We start from the raw sequence: 6,697 nt of genomic DNA on the forward strand, positions 1-6,697 counted from the left end.
CGGCCGTCAGCTGCTGGCCCATGTCGAGGTGTCGGTCGTACGGACCGAGGAGGAGCGGGCGGCGGCCGAGCGGGCCAAGGAGGAGTGCGAGCGGACGCTGGCGGCCGAGCGGGGCCGGGCCCGGGAGCTCAAGGACGAGCTGGACAAGCTGACGGACTCGGTGCACCGCGGCGAGGTGCTGGGTGCCGAGAAGCGGATGCGGATCGAGCAGTTGGAGGGCAAGGCGCTGGAGGAGCTGGGGGTGGAGCCCGCCGCGCTGGTCGCCGAGTACGGCCCCGACCAACCGGTGCCGCCGTCGCCGCCCGTGGAAGGCGGGGAGGCCGAGGGGGAGCCGGTGCCGTTCGTCCGCGCCGAGCAGGAGAAGCGGCTGCGGGCGGCGGAACGGGCGTACCAGCAGCTCGGGAAGGTGAACCCGCTGGCGCTGGAGGAGTTCGCGGCGCTGGAGGAGCGGCACAAGTTCCTCGGGGAGCAGCTCGACGACCTCAAGAAGACCCGGTCCGATCTGCTCCAGGTGGTCAAGGATGTCGACGAGCGGGTCCGGCAGGTCTTCACGGAGGCGTTCCAGGACACGGCGCGGGAGTTCGAGGGCGTCTTCTCGCGGCTGTTCCCGGGGGGCGAGGGGCGGCTGGTGCTGACCGACCCGGACGACATGCTCGCCACCGGGGTGGACGTGGAGGCGCGTCCGCCCGGCAAGAAGGTCAAGCGGCTGTCGCTGCTGTCGGGCGGTGAGCGATCGCTGACGGCGGTGGCCCTGCTGGTGTCGATCTTCAAGGCGCGGCCGAGTCCGTTCTATGTGATGGACGAGGTCGAGGCCGCGCTGGACGACACCAACCTTCAGCGCCTCATCGGGATCATGGAGGAGCTCCAGGAGAGTTCCCAGCTGATCGTGATCACGCATCAGAAGCGGACGATGGAGGTCGCGGACGCCCTCTACGGCGTCTCGATGCAGGGCGACGGTGTGTCGAAGGTCATCAGCCAGCGCCTTCGCTGAGGTCAACGCGTCCTGTTCACTACTTGAACGATCTTCACCGGTCCCATCGGTCGGTTTCCGTTCTTCCGACCTATTGACTTAGAAACTTAAACGCATAGTCTCTGCAACGTTGCTTTTACCTTCAAGTGGTGGGTGCCCTTCAGCTGTGCGCCACTGGAAGGGCCAGCCCCCTACGCCCGGCAGCGTTGCCGGGCCACTGGAGTACACGTGACCAGCACCGCGCCGCCGACCGTCCCGGAGGGCCGCAAGGCCCATCCGGACCACCTCGGCCATGTCATCTTCATCACCGCGGCGGCCGCGATGGGCGGCTTCCTCTTCGGCTACGACAGCTCCGTCATCAACGGCGCCGTCGAGGCGATCCGCCACCGCTACGACGTCGGCTCGGCCGTCCTGGCACAGGTGATCGCCGTCGCGCTGATCGGCTGCGCCATCGGCGCCGCGACCGCCGGCCGGATCGCCGACCGGATAGGCCGCATCCGCGTGATGCAGATCGCCGCCCTGCTGTTCACCGTCAGCGCCATCGGCTCCGCCCTGCCGTTCGCCCTCTGGGACCTGGCCTTCTGGCGGATCGTCGGCGGCTTCGCGATCGGTATGGCCTCGGTCATCGGCCCGGCCTACATCGCCGAGGTCTCCCCGCCCGCCTACCGCGGCCGGCTCGGCTCCTTCCAGCAGGCCGCCATCGTCGTCGGCATCGCCGTCTCCCAGCTCGTCAACTGGGGCATCCTCAACCTCGCCGGCGGCGACCAGCGCGGCAACCTCGCCGGCATCGAGGCATGGCAGTGGATGCTCGGCGTCATGGTCGTCCCGGCCGTGCTCTACGGTCTGCTCTCCTTCGCCATCCCCGAGTCGCCGCGCTTCCTGATCTCGGTCGGCAGGACCGAGCGGGCCAAGGAGGTCCTGCGGGACGTCGAGGGCTCCTCCGTCGACCTCGACGCGCGGGTCACCGAGATCCAGGACGCGATGCGGCGCGAGCACCGGTCGACCTTCAAGGACCTGCTCGGCGGCCGCGCCGGCTTCCTCCCGATCGTCTGGATCGGCATCGGCCTGTCGGTCTTCCAGCAACTGGTCGGCATCAACGTCGCGTTCTACTACTCGTCGACGCTGTGGCAGTCCGTGGGCGTCGACCCCAGCAGTTCGTTCCTCTACAGCTTCACCACCTCGATCATCAACATCGTCGGCACCGTGATCGCGATGATCTTCGTGGACCGGATCGGCCGCCGCCCCCTCGCCCTGATCGGCTCCGCCGGTATGGCCCTCGCCCTCGCCCTCGAAGCCTGGGCCTTCTCCGCCAAGACCGCCGCCGGCACCCTGCCCGCCATGGAGGGCACCGTGGCGCTGATCGCCGCCCATGGCTTCGTCCTCTTCTTCGCCCTCTCCTGGGGCGTCGTGGTCTGGGTCTTCCTCGGCGAGATGTTCCCCAACCGCATCCGCGCCGCCGCGCTGGGCGTCGCCGCCTCCGCGCAGTGGATCGCCAACTGGGCCATCACCGCCAGCTTCCCGAGCCTGGCGGACTGGAACCTCTCCGGCACCTACGTGATCTACATGATCTTCGCCCTGCTCTCGATCCCCTTCGTGCTCAAGTTCGTGAAGGAGACCAAGGGCAAGGCGTTGGAGGAGATGGGCTAAACCCCCGCCGGCCCGCCTCCTCGGTTCCGAGCGCTGCCCCTGTCCGTACGTACGGGCGGGGGCAGCGCTTTGTGTGGGGGCGGGGTGCTGGGTGGCGGGCGCAGGAGGGCGGGGCTGGGACTGCGGGGAGGCGGGGAGTGGCCCGCTGCCGGGTCTCCGGCTGGGGCGCGCCCGGCTTCGGCTTCTGTACGCGGGCCCGTACGCCCGGGGCGGTCCCGTACGACGCGGGCCCGCGCACGCGTACGACGTGAATCCGCGCACCCGGAGCGGTCCCGTACGACGACGCCAACGCGTCCCGGAACCCCTGCCCCAGAACCTCCGGAGCCCCCGGACACGACGAAGCCCGGCGGTAACAACCGCCGGGCTTCGTCGTCATACGGCGCGGACGCGCCGTGGTGGGGCTCAGGAGGTCGTGGCGGGCTCCGGGGCGCCGTTGGTGTCCGAGGCGTCCGCCGGGGTCTCCTTCGGGGCGGGCAGCACCGCGAAGAGGACGGCGGCCAGCAGGATCGTCGCCGCCCAGCCCAGGCCGTTCTCGCCGATCCAGGTGGTGGCCAGCGGGCCGGTGAACCACTGCACCTTGGTGAAGCACAGGCCCGCGACCAGGGCGGCGGCCCAGGCCGTCATCGCCTGCCAGCAGAACCCGCCGGTGTACCAGTAGCGGCTGGTACGGCTCGTGTCCATCAGGCCGTCGGGGTCGTAGCGGACGGCCATCCGGCGGCGCCGGGCCATGTCGACGGCGTAGACGCCGATCCAGGCGGAGAAGGAGACCGCGAGCAGGGTCAGGAAGGTGATGAACTGGCCGATGAAGTCCTTGGCCACCAGCATCATGAACAGGCCGCCCACCAGGCTGATGACGGCGTTGATGCTGACCGCGAGGGCGCGCGGCAGCTTGACGCCCATGGTCTGGGCGGTGAAGCCCGCGGAGTACATCGACAGGCTGTTGATCAGCACCATGCCGACCAGCGCGGTGATCAGGTACGGGACCGCGAGCCAGCCCGGGAGCACCCCGCCGAGGAAGGACATCGGGTCGGTGTTGCCCTGGGCCAGCGTCGGCTCGGAGACGGCCATCACACCGCCCATCAGCACCATCGGCACCAGCACCAGGGCCGCGCCGGAGACGGTCGCGCCGACGATCCTGCGGCCGGACGCCGCGTGCGGCAGGTAGCGCGCGAAGTCGGGGCCGGTGGGCACCCAGCTGATGCCGCCGGCCGCGATGGTGCCGATGCCCGCGATCACCATCGCGGTGGTACCCGGCTCCTTCGCGAAGACCGCGTGCCAGTCCACCGTGGCGACCAGGTAGATCAGCACCAGGATGCTGAACAGGCCGAAGAGGTACGTCGACCAGCGGTTGCAGAGGTTCAGCGCCTTGCGGCCCATCCCGCTCACCAGGAACGTCACGGCGACGAACGCGAGCAGGGTGACGACGATCAGGACGTTGTTGCTCTTGACGCCGAAGAGGAGGTTCAGCACGGTCAGCACCGCGTAGGCACCGCTGACCGCGTTGATCGTCTCCCAGCCGAAGCGGGCCACCCACAGGATCGCGCCGGGGAAGTAGTTGCCGCGGACGCCGAACGCCGCCCGGGAGAGCATCGCGCCGGGCGCCCCGCCCCACTTCCCGGACACCGACAGCACACCGACCATCCCGAACGCGACGACCGAGGCTATGACGGCCACCAGCAGGACCTGCCAGAAGTTCAGTGTGTTGTTGACCACGAGGGAGGCGCCCATGGTGAGCAGCAGCACACTGATGTTGGCGGCGACCCAGGTGGGGAAGAGTTCACGGACGCGTCCGTGGCGTTCGCCGTCGGGGACGGGTTCGATGCCTCGGGTTTCGACGGCGCCGTCGGTTTCGGGGGCGGACGTGGTGTCCATTGTGCAGGTGTCTCCGTGCGGGGGATGCGGGAGGCACCCCCGGTTGGAGGTGCAGGCAGCGGCGGTGATGCCCGGCCGAAAGGGGTGTGCCGAGGACTCTACGCGCGTTGCGCAGCCGTCCACCATCGTACTTTGATCCAACTTCCGCACGAAAGCACCCTTGGACCCCTTGACGAGGATACGGCCGGTTTCGTGTTGTCGAAGCGTCCGGAACGTCCCGCGCCGACCGTTGCGGGTGCCCACTTCCGGCCAATCACCGCCGATTTCCCCGAGGGAAAGGCCCCTCACCAGGCGCCCCCGCCGCCGCGCCGGGACGCCGCCGCCCCCGCTTCGGCGCGTGCCGCTCCGGGCGGCGGGGCGTGGCCGATACTGGGAGGGTTATGGAAACCGTCATCCTTGCTGTAGTCATCGCCGTGGTCGTACTCGGCGCGATCAGCGGGCTCGTCGTCAGCGGCCGCAAGAAGAAGCAGCTGCCGCCGCCCCCGCCGGCCGCCCCGACCACGCCGTCCGTCACCGCGCCTCCTGCGGAACCGCAGGTCGGTGAGGAAGCCGAAACTCCACGCGACGAAGAACGCCGCACCATCGAAGAGGTCGGCCTGCCGGCCCCCGCCGAGGAGGCCCCCGCCCCCGAGGCACCCGCGGAGCCGGAGGCGCCCGCCGCCCCCGAGGTCGAGGTTCCCGAGCCGACGGCCGGCCGGCTCGTCCGGCTGCGCGCCCGCCTCGCCCGCTCGCAGAACACTCTCGGCAAGGGCCTGCTCACCCTGCTCTCCCGCGAGCACCTCGACGAGGACACCTGGGAGGAGATCGAGGACACCCTCCTCACCGCCGACGTCGGCGTCGCCCCCACCCAGGAACTGGTCGAGCGGCTGCGCGAGCGCGTCAAGGTCCTCGGCACCCGCACCCCCGAGGACCTGCGCCAGCTGCTGCGCGAGGAACTGCTCACCCTCATCGGCACCGACGTGGACCGCTCCGTCCACACCGACGGCGGGGTCGGCAACGGCGGCGGGGAGGTCCCCGGCGTCGTCATGGTCGTCGGCGTCAACGGCACCGGCAAGACCACCACCACCGGCAAGCTCGCCCGTGTCCTGGTCGCCGACGGGAAGTCCGTGGTGCTCGGCGCGGCCGACACCTTCCGCGCCGCCGCCGCCGACCAGCTCCAGACCTGGGGCGAACGGGTCGGCGCCCGCACCGTCCGCGGCCCCGAGGGCGGCGACCCCGCCTCCATCGCGTTCGACGCCGTCAAGGAGGGCATCGCCGAGTCCGCCGACGTCGTCCTCATCGACACCGCCGGCCGGCTGCACACCAAGACCGGCCTCATGGACGAGCTGGGCAAGGTCAAGCGGGTCGTCGAGAAGCACGGCCCGGTCGGCGAGGTGCTGCTCGTCCTGGACGCCACCACCGGCCAGAACGGTCTCGTCCAGGCCCGGGTCTTCGCCGAGGTCGTCGACATCACCGGTGTGGTGCTCACCAAGCTCGACGGCACCGCCAAGGGCGGCATCATCATCGCCGTCCAGCGGGAACTGGGCGTCCCGGTCAAGCTGGTCGGCCTGGGCGAGGGCGCGGACGACCTGGCGCCGTTCGAGCCCGAGGCGTTCGTGGACGCGCTCATCAACGACTGACCCGCGGGCGCCGGTGTCCCCGCGCCCGGCGCACGACGGCCACCGGCCCCCGGCACCCGTACGAGACGGGCACCGGGGGCCGGTGGCGTACCGGGCGGGCGCCCGGCGAAACGGTTTGCCGCGCTCAGCGACGGGTGCGGTGACAGGCGTACGCGAGGGTGCCCAGCAGCAGCCGCGCCTGCGGCGGACGGCCCGCGGACTCCAGGGCGGGCGGGCGCAGCCAGCGCACCGGGCCGAGGCCCGCGAGGTCGGACGGGGGAGCGGTGACATGGTCCCCGCGGCCCAGGCAGCGCAGATCCAGCCCGGCGTCGTCCCAGCCCGTCCGGTAGAGCAGGTCCGGCAGCGCCTCGGCCGCACCCGGCGCCACGAAGAACTGCGCCCGCCCCGTCGGCGTCACCACCACCGGGCCCAGCGGCAGCCCCATCCGCTCCAGCCGCGCCGTCGCGTCACGGCCCGCAGCCTCGGGGACCTCCAGGACGTCGAACGACCGGCCCACCGGGAGGAGCACCGCGGCGCCCGGCGTCCGCGCCCACGCCGCCGCGGCCCGCTCCAGTGGTGCTCCGGCCGGGAGTTCGCGCCCGAAGGGCAG

General features: G+C 71.2%; 5 protein-coding genes. 3 read left to right on the forward strand and 2 right to left on the reverse strand.

Translation table 11 applies throughout. The features are described from left to right. Together AC51EU_RS25120 and AC51EU_RS25125 are read left to right on the forward strand one after the other, a co-directional pair. Positions 1–991: AAA family ATPase (locus AC51EU_RS25120; protein ID WP_496269348.1), on the forward strand; the 991-nt coding region annotated here is incomplete at its 5' end. 207 nt (positions 992–1,198) lie between these two features. Continuing rightward, complete coding sequence (locus tag AC51EU_RS25125) at positions 1,199–2,617, forward strand: sugar porter family MFS transporter (RefSeq protein ID WP_496269349.1); 1,419 nt, start codon at positions 1,199–1,201, stop codon at positions 2,615–2,617. Between the two features lie 402 nt (positions 2,618–3,019). On the opposite strand, the gene AC51EU_RS25130 is transcribed toward AC51EU_RS25125, so the two are convergent. Beyond that, a complete protein-coding gene (locus AC51EU_RS25130; RefSeq protein WP_496269350.1) occupies positions 3,020–4,489 on the reverse strand; it encodes a purine-cytosine permease family protein in 1,470 nt (489 codons plus the stop codon). Between the two features lie 380 nt (positions 4,490–4,869). Here AC51EU_RS25130 and ftsY point away from each other — a divergent pair, with 380 nt between their 5' ends. Continuing rightward, positions 4,870–6,108 (forward strand): signal recognition particle-docking protein FtsY, encoded by a 1,239-nt coding sequence (ftsY, locus tag AC51EU_RS25135; protein WP_496269351.1) that lies wholly within the window; start codon positions 4,870–4,872, stop codon positions 6,106–6,108. Positions 6,109–6,232: 124 nt separating this feature from the next. On the opposite strand, the gene AC51EU_RS25140 is transcribed toward ftsY, so the two are convergent. Beyond that, on the reverse strand, positions 6,233–6,697 hold a 465-nt coding region (locus AC51EU_RS25140; RefSeq protein WP_496269352.1), incomplete at its 5' end, for a bifunctional DNA primase/polymerase.

The sequence above is a fragment of the Candidatus Streptomyces philanthi genome, from assembly GCF_059553635.1.